Raw genomic sequence first — 17,765 nt, forward strand, 5'->3', positions numbered from 1 at the left:
ACGCTCCCACAGCAAGATTATTAATTTATTTTCTTTAGACCGCCATCTCTATTATGTTAGAATAAAATTTTAATATATGCCTATCGTGAGCTCCTCGATGACGGAGCGACTCCGAGAAGATCTCGACACGTTTGCGGAAGAACACGGCTACACCGGCCGGAGCGAGGTGATTCGTGAGGCCTGTCAATCACTGCTCGAGGAGTATCAAGAGAGCGACTACGAGGACCGGCGCGTATTGGCAACGGTCACTGCGGTATTTGGATACGACGAACCGGAGATTGAACGCCGAATGATGGATATCCGCCATGAGTTCGAAGGGGCCATCCGGTCGAACTCCCATAATTGCCTCCAAGAGAACGCCGGCTGTGTCGAGACGTTTGTCGTAGAAGCCGCGTACCAAGACGTTCTCCACTTTGTCGGCACGGTTCGAGGAGCGGACGAGTCTGTCTCGGTGGAATACACTGTCGTGCCTGTCGACCGAAACGGCACAGAAGCGAGCGATACGTAGGCTCGGTATCGCTGTCACCGGCACGTGTGCCCGCGCTTTGAATTAAATCGCAAACGAATCTTGCGTTCTTCTTATTATGTTCTTCTACCTTAGCACAGCAAAGTTATTATATCTAAGTCTTTAATTGCCAAACAGATATGCCGCACATTCACCTTGGAGAAGGGTCATTCCCCCTCTGGGCGCTCGTGCTGTGGACGCTGCTTGGTGCTGGACTGATTTCCACCGTAGTCTATCGGGTACGGAAAGGTGGAATAGAAACACACCAGATCGCACTCGCGGGTATTGGCGCGGCTGCGAGTTTTGCGGTCTTCCAGCTTAACATTCCAGTGTGGGGCGGAATTCACATGAACCTCACCGGGCTCGTGGGTATCATCGCCGGACCGCTTCTCGGCGCGCTTGTCGCATTGGTCGTCAACATCTTTTCGGCGGCGCTCGGACACGGAGCGGTCGGCCTAATCGGGGCGAACACGCTGATCAACGCCAGCGAAGCGATCGTCGCCTACTACGCGTTCAAGACGCTGATGGGGATGGAGTGGGACGTCTTCCCCGCCAGCGCGAGTGCCGCGACACTCGGCCTCTCGGCAGGGTCATTCCTGATGGGGGCGATCATCGTTATCAGCGGGGTTAACGGGAGCGCGCTCCCGCGTGGTGACCTGCTGATCGCCGTTGGTGGACTCTCCGCTCTCAACCTCGGTGTCGCGGTCGTTGAGGGGCTGCTTACGGGACTTATCGTCCAATTCCTCGCCTCAGTGCGTCCCGACCTCGTCGGACTTACCGACCGCGACACTCGCGATGAGCCCTCGGGGGTGACAGCCTGATGCAGCGCTGGAAGCAGTACGGTAGCATGGCTGCCGTCTTCTCGGCGTTCCTCGCCGTCGGCTACTGGGGGTTCACTGCGACCGGTGGTGCCGTTCCATGGGCAAAGCGGGCCTCGCAAACGCTTCAACGCGGCGTCCAAGACGGCGGTGGCACACTCGTGAATCTTGGACGTGGTATCGTCGTTGCCGGTCCCATCCGGAAGGGCGGACTGATGGTCGAATTCGGCGGAATTGTTCTCGCCTTCGCCCTCTTGGGTCTCGGGCTGTACGTCTACGTCGACCGTTACGGCGGCTTCGGTGATGACGAACGACCGACACGGTAACCGTGACAACGCTCTCGAACCACGTCCCTGACCCCCGGCTCATCACGGCGTTCGCCGAGCGACGGGACGGACCGTTACATCGAATTAACCCGTGGACGAAGGTCGGTGTCGTCGGTGTACTCGTTCTCGCCGTCACAGTGTTCGACCGCCTCGCGCTCTTGGCTGGCCTGTACGGAACCGTACTGGTAGTCTACGGAGTCGCGGATCTGCCGTACCGGCGACTCATCGGCTGGTACACGCTCCCGATGCTGTTCATCGTCTCGGTTGCCGGACCGCTGGCGTTTCTCGAACCGGGGACGCCGATCGGCGGCGCAGTTCCGACGCCGCTCGGCGGCCTTTCGGTCACGTGGGAGGGTCTCGCCCTCTTCTTCGAGCTCAGTTGTCGGTCGCTCACGGTGGTCACGTTTTCGCTGACGGCGTCGATGACGACCAAATACACGGACGTCGCGTACATGCTCGGGCGGTTGCTACCGCGACCGATCGACCAGGTCGCCCTCCTCACCTACCGGTTCACGTTCGTTATGCTTGAGACGCTTGAGGACTTGGTGAAAGCCGCGCTCTCCCGCGGAGCGAACTTCTCGGAATTCTGGTCGAATAAACGGCTGTACGCCCGGATTCTCGGCATGACGATGCTGTCGGCGATCGAGCAGTCCGAACGACTCGTCAAGTCGATGGAAGCCCGCGGATACGACGGCGACCTCACGCTGTACGGTGACGTCCCGCGACCACCCGCTCGTGAGCTCGTCGTTATCGCCGCTTGCTACGCCGGCGTCGTCGCCTACGCGTTAGTCGGCGTCTACGAGGTGGTTCCAGTATGAGTACAAATCATTCTGAAGACCGGCGGCTCTTGGTCGACCTACAGTGTGAGGCCCACACGTACCCGGACGGGACGGTTGGTATGCACGAGGTCGACTTCTCCGTGTATTCCGATGAGGTCGTGGCCCTCATCGGTGGCAACGGCGCCGGAAAGTCGACGCTCCTCGAACATCTGAACGCGACCCTCATTCCCGATGACGGCAAGCTCGTCGTCGATGGCACCCCGATCACCGAGGACAACAAGCCACACGCGCGAAAAGAGGTCGGCTTCGTCTTCCAAGACGCCGATACGCAACTCGTCGCGCCCACAGTCCTCGACGACGTGATGTTCGGCCTTCAGAACTACGGGGTCCCCGGAGACGAAGCGAGGGAACGCGCTCGTGAAGCACTGGCGACTGTCGACGCGAGCCACCTTGAAGACCGAATCCCACACTACCTGAGCGGCGGGGAGAAACGGCTCGCTGGCCTCGCCGGTGTGCTCGTCCTCGAACCGAGTGTGGTCGTGCTCGACGAACCACTCGCAGGGCTTGATCCCGACCGATCCCAGCTGGTCGCGGAGCGGATCGAGCAAATTCACGAGGACGGTATCAGTGTCGTCCTGTCGACGCACGACCTCGAATTTGCCGCTGAAGTCGCGGACCGCGTCTGCGTGATGGCCGAGGGCAACATCATCGGAGGCGGAACACCCCGAGAGGTGTTCTACGACGACGCCCTGTTGGCGGACGCGAACCTTCACCCACCGAGCGCGGTTCGTGTGGCTCGTGACGCAGGGCTGGGGGCGACGGCACAGCCGGTGACCGAATCGGACCTCGTGTCGCTCCTGACGGAAGCTGGAAATTCCAGCACCACACCGACACCCTCCGCAGATGGACACAGACATGACTGACCGCCTTCTTCGGCATCTCTCACGACTTCTTGATGACACTCAATCGGGTGGTCGGAGCCTGCGTGAGCGGTCTCCCACGACTCGGGAGTATTGTGATCACTCGTGATTAGATATTACTACGAGTATTAACTAAAGACGAATGGAGCTTGTGTTTCCGACAGAGCGCTGGGCGGCGACCTTTCGGTCGCACGCCCAGCTTATTCTCCACGAACTCGGTGAGTTCCTCGGCTACTCACCACCGCTGCTGCTTGACCGGCTGATCGAAGCCGGTCAAAAGATCCACAAGCAACGACCAATCTTGTAAGAGACGCTCGCTACCGCTACACAACCGAGGTGTGAGGCTTAACTAAAGACGGATGCTACGTTATTTATTGGTGGCAGACAGAATACTCAGTATGCTGTTTGACTCGCCGGGTGGTGCGCGCGTACTCCTGTCTGCGACTGTCGGCTACACAAATGGGAAATACCAGCGGATGGCGTTCATGGATAACGCGGTTGAACACGCGGCGATGCAGGTGGCGAAGCAGCACGAGGAATTAGTGCCAGGGGTGTTCCCAGCCGCTTTCGAGAAGGACGAGGTCGAGGAACTAATCGATGAGTTCGATGCTGGCGGTGACCCGATCACAGTAGAACGTGTTGCTGATACATTGAACGAGGAGATGCTGGATCAAGAGCTGGATATTGACACCGAACAACTCGTAGCTGATTTTTTCAAAAATCTTGAACAAGAAATAAGCCAAGACGAAGAGATTGGACGTAAACTCCACACGATCTATCATCAGCGTCACTCCGCACAAGCAAACCAAATCCTCGATGCACTGGAGGAATTACCGGGAAAAATCGAACCTTCTGGAAAATCTGAATTCAATAAACTCGTTAAGCGTGACCCTACTGAGCTAACAGAACGCGGATTTCTAGATGGGATATCTGTGTTTAACCAATCAAAGCCCTCGTATAATTCGTTCGTAGGTCTGTATGCCCTTGCGCATGACCCATATGATGCTCAAAATCGCACCGCTCTAGAAAAACAAATTGATGTTGCTGAAAATGTAATTAAGAGGGAATTAGCAGCACTAGATAAAAACAAACTTCGCGTGCTAGATATTGGATGTGGCACCGGTGAATTAGTTAAATTTCTGGAAGGTAAAGATGAAATTGAAGAAGTCGTCGGACTTGATCGTTCTGAAGGAATGAAAGACGCGGCTAAATATTATACTCGGGTAGAATCCAGAATTTATGAATATAATATACTCAGGGCTAATAAAATTGAAAGGTCTGATTTCGATATCGCATTTATGTTCCGAACTTTTACCTATTTATATGAAAATGAAGAAGTGGAACACGCGCTGAGAAACATATCTAACTTACTAACACCAGGTGGGCTGCTAGTATTTGACTGTGTAGATAAAGATGAATTATGGCAAGGAGATCATATCCCGAAAAATCGAAATTATTCTTTTGACGAACCAGCTGACCTAAGCTTGATTCCAGATGCACCTGACATCACAGTTGACTACGAAGGTAAATATAATTCAGAGGATCTTGGAAAGGGTAAATACAGTTATGAGACATATTATCGTATAGAGCCATCAGGTGGAGATCCAGACCACTCTCAAGCGAAATTTGAAATATTTGAGAAGGAATATTTGAGAGCAATGAAACGTAGCGAGGTAAAGAATCACATACCTCCCAGATTCGAGATTGAGGGGGAACAGCGAGATTTCAACCCCAACGAAGATACACCAGTCTCGAACTTTTTGAATTTTCTACGAAAAAGATATTGAGTAAGGCTAGTTATATTTACATCATAATTGACTTGTGGGCTGAGTACAATTAATATATTGTCTGCTACATCCTCGTCTCACATGTCACGTAATTTTTACCTTATCCTAGGGGATTCAAAAAGCGGTTACGATTCGATGCGCTGATCAATGTGAGCATCGCCCAGTGAGGGGATTGAGTAATCCACCGCTTGGACATTCGGCACTGCTCGAACGCTGTTGACGAATCCAGATAGTGCTTCTGTGGTCCCCTCTAAAACGTACAACTCCATACAGTACTGGTCTTGGACGTGTGTGTGGGTAGTTGCGGAGACAATAGCATCGTACTCGTGGCGTGCTCTCGTGAGACGCTCCTGGACGGCGGGTTGACAGTACTCGAAGACGACCGTTACCGTACACATCTGCTTTTGTCCCTCGATATGTTGCTCTTGAAACTCTTCGAATAACGTGCGTGTGCCTTCGCGAACGACTTCGCTTCGGCCACTGTACCCGTGTTCTTCGGCGAACTCGTCGATGCGTTCCAGCAACGCCTCGGGCATCGAGATGCTAACGACGCTCATATATTAAAGTTTTATTCAGTCTTATTAGTTCCTGTTATGACAGTAGAGTATAAGAATAATAATTAGTATTTTAGTGTAGTAGATTCATAATTAGAGTATGCCGTCCAACAACTACCCGATCCCGGTAACGATTCTCAGCGGAAGTCTCGGAGCTGGCAAGACGACGACGCTCAACCACATTCTTAGTAGCGAACAGGAACTCAACGCCGCCGTTTTAGTAAACGATATGGGCGAAGTGAACGTCGACGCCGACCTCGTCGAACGCGAGTCGGATCTCACCCAGAACGACGACGAGATCATCGAGATGTCGAACGGGTGTATCTGCTGTCGGCTTCGCGGGGACATGCTTGATGAGGTAGGTCGATTAGCCGACGAGCGAGACTTCAAGTACCTCCTCGTGGAGTCGTCTGGGATCAGCGAACCGATTCCCGTCGCGCAGACGTTCGCTCGCGGATTCGAAGACGCGGATTTCGACCCTACGGGGGTCTACGAACTCGACACGATGGTCAGTGTCGTTGACGCGCACAGCTTCTGGAAGGGGTTTGATTCCGGCCAAGCTCTCACCGACGACTCCATCGATCCACAGGGTAACCGGGTCCCCGAGGAGGCGCTGATGGATCAGATCGAGTTCTGTGACGTCCTCCTGTTGAACAAGTGCGATCTCGTCCCCGACAATGAACTTGAAGAGATGGAGGCAGTGCTACGGGCGCTCCAACCGAGAGCAAATATTATCCGAACCGAACACGGGGCGGTCGACCCCGGAGAGATTCTGAATACGGGTCGGTTCGATTTCGATCGCGCAAGTCAGTCCGCCGGATGGAAGCGTGAACTCCAGCACGGCCATCACCACGAGTCGGCCGCCGACGAACACGGGGTCACCTCGTTCGTCTTCGAATCCCGCCGACCGTTCCACCCCGAGCGGATCGCTCGCCTCTTCGCCGACCTCCCCGACGGAATCGTTCGCGCGAAGGGCTTCTTCTGGTCCGCCGGTCGCGAAGACATCGCCATGGGTCTCGACAAAGCGGGCCAGTCGGTTCGGGCCGGTCCGAAAGGGACGTGGATCGCCACGCTCCCGCAGGCCCAACAAGAGCGCTACTTCGCCGCCCGTCCCGGCATCAAAGAGGATTGGGACGACCAGTGGGGCGACCGGGGATCAGAGCTCGTGTTCATCGGTCGCGAATTCGATCAGAAGACACTGATCGAGCGACTGGAAGGCTGTGTCCTCTCAGACGCAGAGATGGGGGAAGACTGGAACGAGTACCCAGACCCGTTCACCGCCGACGAACAGCGCGAACTCGCACTGGCTGACGACTGATGACCGTCGACGACCACCCGCCGGTCACGATCCTCAGTGGTGGACTCGGGGCCGGGAAGACGACCTTGCTCAACCACCTCCTTACCGTCGGCGGCGAGGAGTACGATATCGCTGTTCTCGTCAACGACGTCGGCGAGGTGAACGTCGACGCCGGCCTCATCGAGAACGGCTCCGAACTCTCGATGGAAGACGGCGGCGTCACGGAACTGTCGAACGGCTGTATCTGTTGCGGCCTCCAGAACGAATTGGACCAGGAGCTGCTACGTCTGGCCTTCGACGAGGAGTTCGATTATCTAGTCATCGAAGCCTCGGGGATCAGCGATCCGGTCCCCATCGCCCAGCGGTTCGTCTCGCCCGCACGTGCGTCGACGCTGTACGATCTCGATACGACCGTCACGGTGGTCGACGCCGCACAGTTCCATCGAACGTTCGTCGACGGTCGTCCGATCAAGTCGACGGATGACGGCTCTCGACCGCTTTCGGACCTACTTGCTGAACAGGTCGAATTCTGTGACGTACTCGTCCTCAACAAGTGTGACCTCGTCACGGAAGACGAACGCGAGACGGTCGAACGCGTGCTCGAAACGCTCCACCCCGGTGTCGACATCACCCGCACGACCGAGAGCGCGGTCGAACCCGACGACGTTCTCGGAACTGGACGATTCGACAGAGAACAAGCGAAACGGTCCGCCCGGTGGAAGCAGGTGCTCTCGAGCGACCACGGAGGGACCGGAGAGCCGGAATCAGCAGAGATGGACCACGGTGGCGGTCATAGTCACGACGAGGGTTCCGAGCGTGACAACGGTCACGACGGTACCCACGATGGTCCGGGTGACGACCACGATCACCGTCACCCGCCGGAGGAGTTCGGCGTCGACTCGTTCGTGTACGAGCGCCACCGACCGTTCCATCCGGAACGGTTCAGTGAGTGGCTCCGCTCCTTCCCCGAGTCCGTCGTCCGGGCGAAAGGACACTTGTGGGTCGCTGGACGCGAGCGATACGCGCTGGACTTGAGCCAAGCGGGTACGCAGACGCACGTCGAAGTCAACGGCCGATGGGCGGTCACGGTCCCAAAGTTCCAGCGTGATTCCTACCGTGAGTCACGACCGGATCTCCACTGGGACGAACAGTGGGGAGACCGTGAAATAAAGCTCGTCTTCATCGGCGCTGGAATGGACGACTCGGCCATCGCTGCCGCCCTTGACGACTGTCTCCTCTCAGAACCGGAGATGGCGGGGAACTGGGACGAACTCGAGAATCCGTTTCCGGGGACGATGGACCGGTCTCAGCCACCGATGGAACAGCGTCTCGTGGTCGGTGAGGGACAGTGACCGGGAATCACTCGGAGCTCCCGTCGGCGGCGGACCGACGGACGACGGACGAAGACGGTCACGACTGCGTTGATCCACTCGGTGTCGCAATCGTGACCGTCTCGTCGTCCCGAGGAACCGCCACGGAAGCAGACCCGACCGATCCCGGCGGTGACGCCGTCGCGAACACTCTCGTTGACGCGGGTCACGTCGTCACGTCACGCCGGACGGTTCCGGACGACTACGTCCGGATTAAGACCACCGTGAGCGAGTGTCTGGATCGGTCGGACATTGACCTCGTCGTGACTACCGGCGGGACTGGAGTCACTGTCGACGACGTCAGTCCGGACGCGGTGAGCGAACTCTTCGACCGCGATCTACCAGGCTTCGGCGAGGCGTTCAGGCGGCTCTCGTGGGAGGAGGTCGGAACCCGAGTCGTCGCGACCCGCGCGACGGCGGGTATCGCCCGCGACGTCCCGGTGTTCGTGCTGCCCGGAAGCGTGAACGCCGCTGAACTCGCTACGGCCGAAATTATCGCGGAGGAAGCCCCGCATCTCGCCGGACTCGCGACGCGACACAGGGTGGAGTAGATGCAGGGGTCCAAAATGTATCAGGAGGTAATCCTGGATCACTACCGCAATCCTCGAAGGTGGGGGCGCCTCTCGCCAACTACCGTCTCTCACACTGGCGAGAACGCTTCCTGTGGCGACGAACTCACCTTCGACCTCAGACTCGCCGAGGACGGTGAAACGATCGAAGAGGTCACGTTTACTGGAGAGGGCTGTGCGATCAGCATTGCGAGCGCGAGCCTGCTCGCCGAAGAGCTCCCGGGAATGACGCTCTCGGAGGTTCATGACCTCGACCGTGAGGACGCCCTCGATCTCTTGGGAGTCGAGCTGACGCCAATGCGCGTCCCGTGTGCTGTACTCGCGGAGAAGGTGGTTCAGGACGGCGTCAAGAACTATGAGGGGGGCACGTAACCGATGACACTGTACGGAATTGGGTTGGGGCCGGGCGCGACTGACCTGCTCACGGTTCGCGGCAAGCGACGGCTCGAATCGGCCGACATCGTCTACTCACCCGGACGACTGTCACGGCGCGTCGCGGCCGAGTACGTTCCCGACTCGAAACTGGGTGACCTCGAGTTCCCGATGACGACCGACCCACAAGAGCTGGAAGCGGCGTGGGAGGTGGCGGCCGCGGAAGTCGCGCCGAACGCACGCGACACTGACGCGGCGTTCGTCACGCTCGGAGATCCCTGTATCTACTCGACGTTCGGACACCTGCGTCGGACGCTTCGAGAGCAGCATCCCAACATTGACATCGAAGTCGTTCCCGGTGTCAGCAGTGTGACGGCGTTCGCTTCGGTCCTCGGGGTCGACATCGACGCCGGAGCAGAACTGACGCTCCGCGAGGCGACCGATGGAGAAGCACCGATCGGCCCAAATCGGCTGATCCTGTTCAAAGTAACCGACGCACCGACGACCTACGACAAGATGACCGAAGCGGGCTACGAGGTGACGTTCGGACGACGACTCTTCATGGATACCGAAGAGGCCCTCGTTACGAACAATCCCGGAGAGGTAACTGATCGAGACTACTACACACTCGCGTACGCAGAGAAACGGGAGGGGACCGGGTCTTCGTGATGGGCGGACGCTGTCGGTCGTCCGGGTAGGACCAACGTGAACTAGCCTCAGGCGGTGACGCCGAGGGTTTCTAGTTCTTCCGTGGAGTATTCCGCGCGGAGTTCTTCTGTCGAGTGTTCGCTGAGGATTTCCGTACGCTCTTCATCACTCATCTCGGCTAGGTCGCTGAAGCAGTGACACATTACATCCATTCATTCGGGCTACGAGTAGGAAAAACCTGTTAGCACCATTCTCAGGGTTGTGTAATACGGATTCCGAGGTAGCAATCATTAGTAATGCTACGACTCGCATTAGTTACTACGACACTAGTTACTAAACTCAGATTTCAGTTAGTGATTCTTATTAACTTATTTGACTAAAATCACAGTCTTTATTATCTAGTCTGCTATTATTATCAATAGATGCCTCGATACACCCGACGTCGACTCATCGCAGCTGGACTCGGTACGGCAACCATCGGTGCGCTCGCGGGCTGTACATCGAACAATGGCGATTCCGGCGCGGCGGAGAATGACGGCTCAACAGCGACGGAGAATACCGGGCCGGAAGCCCAGTCTTCGTTCTTCGTATTCGGGGACTTAGCCAGCCAGGTTACAGGCGACACCGGGACCGCAGAGACGCTCGTCCCGATCGGCCAACACGGCCACGGGTGGGAACCAGGGCCACAGATTCAGGGAACAATTCTCGAATCTGACCTCTTTCTCTACGGAATGGAGGGCTTCCAGCCGTGGGCTGACGACCTCGTGACGAGTCTCGGTGACGACGACGCCGACGTCGATATCGTCGCTGCCGGTGCTGGTATCAACCTCATCGAAGGCGGGCACAACCACGATCACGGTCACGAAGAAGACCATGAGGGCGAACACGAGGAAGGTCACGAGGGGGAAGGAGAACACGATCACGGTCACGAAGGCGAACACGAGGAAGGCCACGACGGTGAAGGAGAACACGATCACGGTGGGGAGACTCCCTGGGAGTGGGCTGGCCTCTACCACCTCGAAGCTGGCACCTACACGCACACGTTCCACGAGGGCCCCGATCCGAGGATGCAGCTCGCCGTCATCGCGACCGACGAGGGTGGCGACCACGGCATTCACCACGTCGAGGAAACTGCGGCCGCCCTCTACGGCGACCACGACACGCACACACCGGTCGAAGGCGGCGAGACACTCACGCCGTCCAGTGAGTCACTCTATCACCTCCAGTTCGCGGACTCCGGTGAGACGACGTTCTCCATCGACATCGAAACAGAGGGTCACTATGTCCTCTTTGCCCAGCACGCTCCCGCTGAGTTCGACGCGACGCTCACCGACGGCAGTGGGTCGGTCATCGAGCCCGAAGTGACTGAGAGTGCGGGCGGACACGGGCACGAGGGTGATGGCGAGCATGAGGGTGAACACGGCCACGAGAGTGGAGAAGAACACGAAGGCGAGCACGAGGGAGAAGCCGATCACGAAGGCGAGGAGGGACACGGCCACAACCACTCTGGCGGGGCTGACCCACACTTCTGGCTAGACCCTGAGCGAGCGAAGCAGGCGGTCGACAACATCCGGAGCGGGTTCGTCAACGTCGACGGCGACAACGCCAGTGCCTACGCCGAGAACGCCGAATCGTACCGGAACCGCCTAGACGAACTCGACGAGTCGTTCCAGTCCGCGCTAGAGGGCGCTTCGAAAGACGTCGTGTTCGTCGCTGGTCACAACGCCTTCCAGTATCTCGGCCAGCGCTACGACTTCGAGGTCCGGACGCTGACGGGACTGTCACCGGACGACCAGCCGACGCCGAGGGATATCGAACGGGCCCAGGAGATCATCGCCGAACACGACCTCCAGTACGTCTGTGCTGACCCGCTCGAATCCCAGACAGCGGCGAACCAGCTCGTCGCAGAGACCGACGCCACCGAAGTCCTCCCGCTGACGCCGATTCCCGGACAGACCCAGGAGTGGGCCGATGAGGGCTGGGGCTACATTGAGATCATGGAAAACATCAATCTCGAGACCCTGAAGCAGGCCCTCGACGCAGAATGAGCGACACCACGTCTGGCGACACGGAACCGGAGTGGGACGGGAACGCCGAGCCCGGCCCATCCAATAGCCCTCGTTCAGGACTGATGGCATTGGTCGTCGGCCCTGCGGAGAGACCCGTCTGTACGATCTATCCGCCGGATGTGGCTGTTCCGTATCGGACGACGACCTGGATTACGGCGTACGGGAACTCGTTCGTCGACCTCGACGACTACCGATGACGACAGCAACGACGGAGAGGGAACGGGCGGGAGACCCTCTCATCAGCGTCGACGACGTCACATTCGGCTACGGAGAGGTCCCGGTTCTCGAGTCGGTGTCGATCGACGTCGAGCCCGGCTCCTTTCTCGGACTGGTCGGGCCGAACGGAAGCGGCAAGAGCACGCTGCTTGACCTGATGCTCGGACTTCGTCGACCAGACGAAGGCACGGTGTCGCTGTTCGGCGAACCCGCCCACGAGTTCGACGCCGGTGAGCGGATCGGATACGTCGCACAGGACGCGACGAAGGCGGCGCGCGATATGCCGATCACGGTTCGAGAGGTTGTCGAGATGGGGCGGTACCCGCGGCGGCTCTTCGGTCGATTCTCGGCAGCGGACCGGCAAGCGATCGAAGACGCGCTGGAACAGGTGGGAATCACAGACCTCGCGTCTCGCCGGGTCGGTCGACTGTCCGGTGGCCAACGCCAACGGGTGTTCATCGCCCGTGCGCTCGCCTCAGAGGCCGATCTGCTCGCGCTCGACGAACCGACGGTCGGCGTGGACGCCGAATCCAGAGAGGAGTTCTACGGCCTCATCCATGAGCTGAACGCGACCGGGCTGACCGTCATCCTGATCGAACACGACATCGGTGTCGTCACCACGCACGCGACGGACGTCGCCTGTCTCAACCGTCAGTTGTACTTCGACGGCGACCCGGAGGAATTCGTCGAGACTGATGCCCTCTCGCAGGCATATGGGAGAGACCAACACATCCTCCAGCACGACCACAAATGATGTTCACACTACGTCGCCTCGGAGAGAGTGTTCTACTCGACGACATGATAGCGACTCCGCTTTTTGCTGTCAACGTCTTCGCCCCTATCGAGTGGTTCCTCAACTACGTCTTTGGTCCCGGAATGGACGTGTTGGCCGACCTGCTCGGCATGCCGATGCTCGAATACCCGTATATGCAACGTGCCTACCTCGCTGCGTTGTGTATCGCTCTCATTGGGCCGGTCGTCGGGACGTTCCTCGTCCATCGAGAGATGGCGATGATCAGCGATACGCTCGCACACACAGCCTTCGCCGGCGTCGCCGTCGGGTTGTTCCTCAATTCGGCCTTCTCGCTCACGCTGTCGCCGCTGTTCACCGCATTCGTGGTCGCAGTCGTCACGGCGCTGCTCGTGGAGTTGCTCGTCGAACACGCCGGGGCGTACAGCGACACCTCGCTGGCGATCGTCCTGACGGGAGGATTCGCAGTCGGCAGCATCCTCATCACTGCGACCGGCGGTGGCATCGCGGTCGGCATCGACGCCTACCTCTTCGGCAGTTTGGCGACCGTCTCGACACAGAGCGTCGGTATCCTCGTGTTAATGAGTGTCCTCGTCGGTAGCCTCGTCACGCTAGCCTATCGGCCACTTTTGTACGTCACATTCGACGCGACGGCCGCCCGCGCGGCGCGACTGAACGTCCGCCTATACAAACGCCTCATGGTCGTGCTCACGGCGCTGGTCGTCGTCAGCGCGATGCAGATAATGGGCGTCATCCTCGTCGCTGCGATGCTTGTCGTTCCGGTCGCCGCTGCGGCGCAAGTCGCCGAGAGCTTCAAGCAATCCATCTTGCTGGCGATCCTCGCCGCCGAGTTCGCGGCGATAGCCGGTGTGACACTGTCGTACGTGTACGGAATTGCGGCCGGTGGCTCGATCGTCGTCGCGGCGATCGCCGTCTACGCCCTCACGCTCGGTAGCCGGCAGTTGCGGCATCGGCTGCCGACCGTCCAACGGTTCAGTAGTGGTCAGTCCGAGCACCGCGGAACGGAACTCGAAGTCGATGGAGGAGAACAAGAGTGACAGTCGGTAGATCGACCGCCGATCACCCACCGAACAGTGACCGCCCCTACGAGTACGTGATCGTCGGCGGCGGGATTCACGGCACCTATCTCGCGAACTACCTTCTCACGGAAGGCGAGTACACGCGCGACGAGATTCAAATCCTCGATCCGCGCGAGGAGTTGCTCGCCTCGTTCGCCAAGAAGGCCAATCAGTGCGGCATGGAGACGCTCCGATCGACGTTCGTCCACCACATCGACACCGAGTCGTTCTCGCTCGAGTCGTTCGCGGAAGGACACCACCGAGCGCACGAGCTCGTGTCGACGAGGAACTACCCGGACCGACCGACTCTCGACCTGTTTCTCGACCACGCTCGCGACGTTATCGAGCGCCATGAGCTCGCCGACTGTCACCATCGGTCAAAGGTAACCGATGTTACCCGGTCTGCGGGCACAGAGACTTACGTGGTGGAAACGGACGCGGGAGCGATTGAGACCAACCGTGTCGTCTTGGCCGTCGGGCTCGGTGCGACGCCGACGCTCCCTGAGTGGACGACGTCGCTCCCGGACGACGCGCCGCTCGCACACGTCTGGGACGAAGCGTTCAACCCGGCGACGCCCGACCCGTTCGAGGGGCGAACGTTCGTCGTCGGAGGCGGTATCACGGCCGGGCACCTCGCCTGCCGTCTGGCAGACCGGACTGTGGTGACGCTCCTGTCGCGTCACGAACTCGAAATCGAACTGACCGAGGCCGACCCGCACTGGATCAACTGGCGCCACATCGGGAAAGAGATCCACACGCTCCCGCCGGGATCGGAGGCCCGTCTCGATCGGGTCCGAGCCGCCCGCAACGACGCCACGATTCCGCCGTACGTCGAACGACGACTGGTCGAAGCGCGTGACGGTGGTGCGCTTGAACACCGGCAAGGCAAAATCACGTCTGCGAACACGACAGACGAGGGGCTGTCCCTCCGCTTTGACGACGGCAAGAGAGCGACGGCCGCACGCGTCGTCCTCGCGACCGGACTCGAACCGGTTCCCGAGCAGGCGTTGGTCGACCACGTCAGCGAATCGCTGTCGCTTGCACGTGGAGCCGAAGGATTCCCCGTTCTCAACGATCGAACCCTTGCGTGGAGACGGACCGACGGCAGCGAGTCCGCGGTGTACGTTTCGGGCGCGCTCGCGGAGCCCAGCGTCGGTCCGTTCGCTCGCAATATCGTCGGTGCCCGCCGGGCCGCAGAACGGATTCTCGACCCACCAGATCAGGCGCAGACAGGCCCGCTCCCGATGAGCTCTCGAGGAGGATCGTGACGTGGCTTCGACCGATCTCACGCTCGCTGTCTCGCTTGGCGCACTCAATCGACTCGCACGGCCCGCCCACGCCCTCGAAGACGCCACTACCTGGAGCAGCTACGTCGGGATCGTCTCCTCGGAGCCGTCGTACATCGAACGACGACGGGTGCGAGAGGCCGGATACTACCAAGAGTTCCTGTCCGGACCACGTTCGATAGCGGAGGCGCTGACGGCGGTCCGAGGACACTTCGAGACGGAACGATACGTATTCGTCGGGACAGACGAGACCGCGAGGGTGGTAGAGACAGTACCCGACTGGACGTTTCAATTAGTGACCGACGCTGCGGGCACTGCGGACTGGGAGATTGAGACTACGTCCTCAACTGGCGGCAACTGGCCGTAGCGAGATGAATGAAGCTGAATATATAAAGCGCTCGCCTGTCGCGGTAAGACAACTCGTTTGTAGGACTGGAAACTCGCTCAGAATATCCACGAGTAGCGACCGGAAATTGACCTCCTCCTCCGCGTAAACGCGGAGGAATCCGACCATCGGATTCGGGTGGTCGTCGCCATTTGGTTCCAACCCGCACTCGGAGGGAACCGGCGACACACCGGGGAAACTCTCGTTTGTCTCCCTCGTAGGGCTGTGGCCCGGCCAATGAGGCCCCGTCGGAATCCGTGTCATTGCCGTGTGGACCAGCGCTAGTTCACCACCCCTTGTGGTTCGGGGACGGCCTCTCACCGATTCCGTAGCATCCGTGACGACTGGAGGCCACAGGCTTCAAACTACCGGAACAAACGAGCCGAGTGTCGCTCGACCTCCGCCTGAAGACGGAGGTATGCACTTGTATCTTTATCAGAGAAACCGCTTGTCGGCCTGTTCTGATCGGATCGTCGATTCCGACGCATCGAGCCAGCCTGTCTCCACCTCGGACGGAATATCGAACTCGGGAACGAACGGTTTGATATCAAGCAATGGTGTCCCGTCGACAACGTCGATACCGCTCACGGTCAGTTCTTGTTCTTTAACGGACTCGATTGCCACAACGGAGAGGCCAATCGGATTCGGACGTTGTGGCGCCCGTGTCGAGAAGACTCCTCGTCGTTCGTCATCGAGAAACGGTTCGACCCGTAGGGGAGCTTCATCGGTAGATACGTGAAAATGGTACAACAGAATACAGTGCGAGAACTCGGCAAGATCCGCTAATCCGTCCGCATACGACGCCTCGATTTCGACAGTTCCTGTGACTGAATCTGCTCCGATCGGTTGAATCGGCATACCTTCTGCTGATTCAAACGGCGTTCGGATCACTCCAATCGATTCGTAGCTGAACGTGTCTTTGGGCATGTTCGTGGCTTCGTCTTCTACCGAAAAATCAGTACCGTGACCGAGACAGATCTGTCCCGTGGCGTAGTGATTGCTCAGTGATTCTCGTGGATGTGGTTGCGCAGCGAATCGGAGTCGTCGAACTCCTCGTTACACTCGGCACACGTGTTGTGGTGAAGCGCGACGTGCTGGGTCACGCCGGCAGCGCTTTGGAACTGTGCGTCGCAGTTGGAGCAGGTGTACGACATTACATTAACAACTGAGGGGGAGATATAGTAAAAGGGTTATTAAAAATTGGGTCAGTACAATTGCTATGGAGTATTAATCTGAACACCCGGCTAACTAACGACCCACCAGCGGATTCGACGGGATACGCCAATGAGAGTCATGGAGCCGTCGAGCTGTGGCGTTCAGCTCGATTCGAAGAACGCTCGCATGTAGTCGTTCGCGTGCTCCGCACGCCGCCGTCGTTCGCTGTGGTCGATCTCTTCGACGCCGACGGGCACCTCGCGGTCGTAGCTTTCGTAGTAGCCGTCGGGTGCGACCCAATCGTTGTAGAAGTCTGGATCGACTTCTCTCACGATCTCGAGTGCCACGCGGGCACCATCGCCAGCGTTGACGATTGCCTGATGGTGGGTGTCGGTGATCCGGCCAGCGGCGTACACGTTCTCGACGTTGGTCTCCCCGCAGTCGTCGGTCGGAACCACCGAAACCGAACCACAACCGGATTCAGGCTCCGTTTCGACGCCCAGCGCCTCGAGATAGTCGCTATCGGACCAGGAAGCCCCGAGGAGCCGCTCGGTAGTGACCGACTCCTGGTCGAGCGTGAGAACGAAGCCGTCCTCGTCCCCTGCTGCGGTTTCGACCGATTCCTCGACCATCGTACAGCCCGCCTCGCGAGCGTGTCTCTTGAGGAGGTCCAACAACGTCCCGGGCTCGATTCCGGCCGGGAAACCGAGGTAGTTCTCGACGAACGCGCACTTCTGGAGTGTCGAACGACCGTTCGAGACGACGACGGTGTCGAGCCCGGCCCGGCTACAGAACACACCGGCCGCACAGCCCGCTGGTCCGCCACCGACAATCGCGACGTCGTACTTCGTGGATGTCTTCTCTGTCATTGGTGAATTG

21 protein-coding genes and 1 pseudogene are annotated in these 17,765 nt (G+C 58.8%); 18 read left to right on the top strand and 4 right to left on the bottom strand.

The genetic code is table 11. The annotated features are described in order from the left end of the window. Positions 1–97: 97 nt before the first annotated feature. From EXE41_RS09840 to EXE41_RS09870, 7 genes and pseudogenes are all read left to right on the top strand, one after another. The gene (locus tag EXE41_RS09840) at positions 98–508 is read left to right on the top strand and encodes a CopG family ribbon-helix-helix protein (protein ID WP_137690880.1); all 411 of its coding nucleotides are present in this window, start codon (positions 98–100) and stop codon (positions 506–508) included. Between the two features lie 137 nt (positions 509–645). Continuing rightward, on the top strand, positions 646–1,326 hold the full coding sequence (locus EXE41_RS09845) for an energy-coupling factor ABC transporter permease (RefSeq protein WP_137690881.1): 681 nt from the start codon (positions 646–648) through the stop codon (positions 1,324–1,326). Then, complete coding sequence (locus EXE41_RS09850) at positions 1,326–1,649, top strand: cobalamin transport operon protein (RefSeq protein WP_094494812.1); 324 nt, start codon at positions 1,326–1,328, stop codon at positions 1,647–1,649. Before EXE41_RS09845 ends, EXE41_RS09850 begins: the two co-directional genes overlap by 1 nt. Positions 1,650–1,651: 2 nt before the next feature. After that, positions 1,652–2,467 carry an energy-coupling factor transporter transmembrane protein EcfT gene (locus tag EXE41_RS09855; RefSeq protein WP_137690882.1) on the top strand — a complete coding sequence of 272 codons (816 nt, stop codon included), beginning with the start codon at positions 1,652–1,654 and terminating at the stop codon, positions 2,465–2,467. Then, positions 2,464–3,351, top strand: a complete 888-nt coding sequence (locus tag EXE41_RS09860; RefSeq protein WP_137690883.1) for an energy-coupling factor ABC transporter ATP-binding protein — start codon at positions 2,464–2,466, stop codon at positions 3,349–3,351. Before EXE41_RS09855 ends, EXE41_RS09860 begins: the two co-directional genes overlap by 4 nt. Positions 3,352–3,493: 142 nt before the next feature. Next, positions 3,494–3,655: pseudogene (locus tag EXE41_RS09865) on the top strand (IS4 family transposase); the annotation flags it as partial. A gap of 91 nt (positions 3,656–3,746) precedes the next feature. After that, positions 3,747–5,135 (top strand): class I SAM-dependent methyltransferase, encoded by a 1,389-nt coding sequence (locus EXE41_RS09870; RefSeq protein ID WP_158294405.1) that lies wholly within the window; start codon positions 3,747–3,749, stop codon positions 5,133–5,135. Positions 5,136–5,260: 125 nt separating this feature from the next. Here the strand turns inward: EXE41_RS09870 and EXE41_RS09875 are convergent, their stop codons facing one another. Further along, a complete protein-coding gene (locus EXE41_RS09875) occupies positions 5,261–5,692 on the bottom strand; it encodes a CopG family ribbon-helix-helix protein (RefSeq protein ID WP_137690885.1) in 432 nt (143 codons plus the stop codon). Between the two features lie 97 nt (positions 5,693–5,789). Between EXE41_RS09875 and EXE41_RS09880 the strand changes: the two genes are divergently transcribed. The 11 genes from EXE41_RS09880 to EXE41_RS09930 all read left to right on the top strand — a co-directional run bounded on the left by EXE41_RS09880 (position 5,790) and on the right by EXE41_RS09930 (position 15,713). Continuing rightward, complete coding sequence (locus EXE41_RS09880; protein WP_137690886.1) at positions 5,790–7,007, top strand: GTP-binding protein; 1,218 nt, start codon at positions 5,790–5,792, stop codon at positions 7,005–7,007. After that, positions 7,007–8,338: a GTP-binding protein gene (locus tag EXE41_RS09885; protein ID WP_137690887.1), complete on the top strand. Its 1,332-nt coding sequence runs from the start codon at positions 7,007–7,009 to the stop codon at positions 8,336–8,338. The genes EXE41_RS09880 and EXE41_RS09885 overlap by 1 nt, the downstream gene beginning before the upstream one ends. Beyond that, positions 8,335–8,907 carry a molybdenum cofactor biosynthesis protein B gene (locus tag EXE41_RS09890; protein WP_137690888.1) on the top strand — a complete coding sequence of 191 codons (573 nt, stop codon included), beginning with the start codon at positions 8,335–8,337 and terminating at the stop codon, positions 8,905–8,907. The genes EXE41_RS09885 and EXE41_RS09890 overlap by 4 nt, the downstream gene beginning before the upstream one ends. Continuing rightward, entirely contained in the window at positions 8,908–9,297 is a 390-nt protein-coding gene (locus EXE41_RS09895) for an iron-sulfur cluster assembly scaffold protein (protein ID WP_137690889.1), read from the top strand. Between the two features lie 3 nt (positions 9,298–9,300). Then, positions 9,301–9,966 carry a cobalt-factor II C(20)-methyltransferase gene (locus tag EXE41_RS09900; protein WP_137690890.1) on the top strand — a complete coding sequence of 222 codons (666 nt, stop codon included), beginning with the start codon at positions 9,301–9,303 and terminating at the stop codon, positions 9,964–9,966. 401 nt (positions 9,967–10,367) lie between these two features. After that, positions 10,368–11,993 carry a metal ABC transporter substrate-binding protein gene (locus EXE41_RS09905; RefSeq protein WP_137690891.1) on the top strand — a complete coding sequence of 542 codons (1,626 nt, stop codon included), beginning with the start codon at positions 10,368–10,370 and terminating at the stop codon, positions 11,991–11,993. After that, entirely contained in the window at positions 11,990–12,211 is a 222-nt protein-coding gene (locus EXE41_RS09910; protein WP_137690892.1) for a hypothetical protein, read from the top strand. The genes EXE41_RS09905 and EXE41_RS09910 overlap by 4 nt, the downstream gene beginning before the upstream one ends. Then, complete coding sequence (locus EXE41_RS09915) at positions 12,208–12,984, top strand: metal ABC transporter ATP-binding protein (RefSeq protein ID WP_137690893.1); 777 nt, start codon at positions 12,208–12,210, stop codon at positions 12,982–12,984. Before EXE41_RS09910 ends, EXE41_RS09915 begins: the two co-directional genes overlap by 4 nt. After that, positions 12,981–14,039, top strand: a complete 1,059-nt coding sequence (locus tag EXE41_RS09920) for a metal ABC transporter permease (protein ID WP_137690894.1) — start codon at positions 12,981–12,983, stop codon at positions 14,037–14,039. The genes EXE41_RS09915 and EXE41_RS09920 overlap by 4 nt, the downstream gene beginning before the upstream one ends. Further along, positions 14,036–15,328 carry an FAD/NAD(P)-binding protein gene (locus EXE41_RS09925; protein ID WP_137690895.1) on the top strand — a complete coding sequence of 431 codons (1,293 nt, stop codon included), beginning with the start codon at positions 14,036–14,038 and terminating at the stop codon, positions 15,326–15,328. Before EXE41_RS09920 ends, EXE41_RS09925 begins: the two co-directional genes overlap by 4 nt. Position 15,329: 1 nt before the next feature. Further along, complete coding sequence (locus tag EXE41_RS09930; RefSeq protein WP_137690896.1) at positions 15,330–15,713, top strand: hypothetical protein; 384 nt, start codon at positions 15,330–15,332, stop codon at positions 15,711–15,713. Between the two features lie 453 nt (positions 15,714–16,166). Here EXE41_RS09930 and tsaA read toward each other — a convergent pair whose 3' ends face one another. The 3 genes from tsaA to EXE41_RS09940 form a co-directional block, all read right to left on the bottom strand. After that, positions 16,167–16,658 carry a tRNA (N6-threonylcarbamoyladenosine(37)-N6)-methyltransferase TrmO gene (gene tsaA / locus EXE41_RS09935; RefSeq protein ID WP_137690897.1) on the bottom strand — a complete coding sequence of 164 codons (492 nt, stop codon included), beginning with the start codon at positions 16,656–16,658 and terminating at the stop codon, positions 16,167–16,169. A gap of 74 nt (positions 16,659–16,732) precedes the next feature. Continuing rightward, positions 16,733–16,885, bottom strand: a complete 153-nt coding sequence (locus tag EXE41_RS19070) for a C2H2-type zinc finger protein (RefSeq protein ID WP_158294406.1) — start codon at positions 16,883–16,885, stop codon at positions 16,733–16,735. A 162-nt stretch (positions 16,886–17,047) separates the two neighbouring features. Further along, entirely contained in the window at positions 17,048–17,755 is a 708-nt protein-coding gene (locus tag EXE41_RS09940; protein ID WP_137690898.1) for an FAD-binding protein, read from the bottom strand. Between the last annotated feature and the right edge of the window lie 10 nt (positions 17,756–17,765).

This window comes from Halorubrum sp. SD690R (genome assembly GCF_005435035.1).
Classification (GTDB): Archaea; Halobacteriota; Halobacteria; order Halobacteriales; family Haloferacaceae; genus Halorubrum; species Halorubrum ezzemoulense.